This window comes from Streptomyces sp. NPDC045701, from assembly GCF_056432045.1.
On the sequence record NZ_JBWKJV010000178.1, the window covers coordinates 1 to 1,919 of the forward strand.

Sequence of the window (1,919 nt, forward strand, 5' to 3'; positions counted from 1 at the left end):
GGGGCTGGTCAGTGGGTGTTTACGGGTGGGTGGGCCGCTGTCATGGGATGAGAGGTTGATGGATGGGATCGCTGTCGTGGGGCTTTATCGCATGGCAGCTGATGTTGTCTCAGGTTCGCGAGTTCTTATGCGTTGAAGGCGGGCCGGCCGGTGTGATCGGGGGGTGGATCAAAAGGTAAGGGCCGGTCGTGGGCCTGTGCTGCCCCGGGGGTTGGTGGTGCGTCGTCTGCTGGAGCGGCAGCAGGCGGGGGAGCTGGCCACGCGGCATGTGCGTGCGGTCGCTGAGTCGGTGGGTGTCTCGGAGCGTACGGTGTGGCGCTGGCTGGAGCAGGCGAAGGCCACCGGGCAGGTGGAGGCGCCGGTCCGGCAGGGGTATGCGGTGTCGGACGAGGTGTGGGCACTGCTGGGCGAGGTCGGAGGGAACGTCGCTGAGCTGAGACGCCGGCTGGCCGCGGCTGGCGGGGCGTCGGTGCCGTCGGCGTCGACGCTGCACCGGGTGATCCGCAGGGACCGACGGGCAGGGCGGGCCCTGCTGGTCGGGCGGGAGCCCGTGGTGGCCGGGCCGAGCCGGCCGGATCCGCTCAGCGAGCTGGGCTTGAACGTCGTGGCCGGCCAAGGTACCGGCGGGCAGGTCTTCCTGCGGGAGCAGAAGCATCTGGCGCAGGTCCCGGTCCTGGTCCCGGGCGCGCAGGTGGTGCACACGCCTGCTGTGCGGTCGGTGCAGCGGACGGTCGCGCACGCGGCCGCGGTGGGGGCGGTGGTGTGCTTGTACGGCGACGCCGGCCAGGGCAAGACCGTCGCGCTGCAGTACGCCCTGTCCCAGCTGCCGCACCCGGCCCGGGTCCGCCGGGTCCACGTCGGTGTGCACCCGACGGTCCCCGAACTGCGCCGGGTACTCGCGGACGCCCTTGAGCTGGGCAGGCGTCTGCCGCGCGGGGCGGGGGAGGCCGACCTGACGCTGGTGAACGCGCTCCGACAGCCCCGCGTGTTGGTCCTGGACGAGGCACAGCGCCTTCCGGGACCGGCGCTGGAGTTTCTGCGCGGGCTGTGGGACCACCCGGACACGGACACGGCACTCGTGCTCGCGGGTGCGGGCAGCGAACGGGCGCTGCGCCGGGTACCTGCGCTGGCCTCTCGGGTGCTGACCTGGGAGCTGGTGCCGCGCCTCAGCCAGCGGGAGGTGGCCACCGTGATGGCTGCCTTCCACCCACTGTGGGAGGACGTGACCGCGGACGATGTCGCGTGGGTGGACGAGCACGTGGGGCACGGCAACTTCCGGACCTGGGCGAAGCTGACCTCGCACCTGACCGCCGAAATCTATGGCAAGAGCCGGGCGGTGGTGGACCGCCGGATGCTGGAGCGGGCCTGCGCACGGCTCATGGGACCACTGTGACCGGCGCGGCCGAGCCGGCAGAGGACGCTTCCCGCTCCGGTGCGCACGGGGAGGGCCCGGGCGTGCGGGGAGGCCTGCCTTCCTCCTCCCTGTCGGCGCTGCGCGGCCCTGCCGTGCGCCGGCTGCTCGCCCTGCGGCAGGACCAGCAACTGACAACGCGGCATGTGCGGCTGATGGCTCAGTCGTTGGAAGTGACCGAGCGCACGGTGTGGCGGTGGCTGGCCGCTGCCGAGCATGACGAGTCAGCGGCCGCAGAGCCCGGGGCACGGGCCCAGAGTAAAAACCGCTTCTCCGTCACCCCCGAAGTGCGCCGTCTGCTGGCCTTGTGGAAGGGAAACGTCGCAGCGGTGCACCGTGAGCTGACCGCTCGCGCGGCCAGGGGCGAGGGGGAGCCGCCTCCCTCGATCCCGACGCTGCACCGGGCGATCCACCGTGATCTGACGCCGGGGGAGCGGGCTGGACTTGCCGGTGGGGAGCGGGCGGCGCGCAAGCACGATGTGTTCCTGGCCCGGCCGCGGGGCTGGCG

1 protein-coding gene and 1 pseudogene are annotated in these 1,919 nt (G+C 72.5%); both read left to right on the forward strand.

Annotated features, from left to right (window positions below):
• Positions 1–217: 217 nt before the first annotated feature.
• Positions 218–1,393, forward strand: coding sequence for an AAA family ATPase (locus AC07DW_RS34225; RefSeq protein ID WP_478861493.1), 1,176 nt, complete (start codon positions 218–220; stop codon positions 1,391–1,393).
• 62 nt (positions 1,394–1,455) lie between these two features.
• A pseudogene (locus AC07DW_RS34230) lies at positions 1,456–1,919 on the forward strand (Mu transposase C-terminal domain-containing protein); the annotation flags it as partial.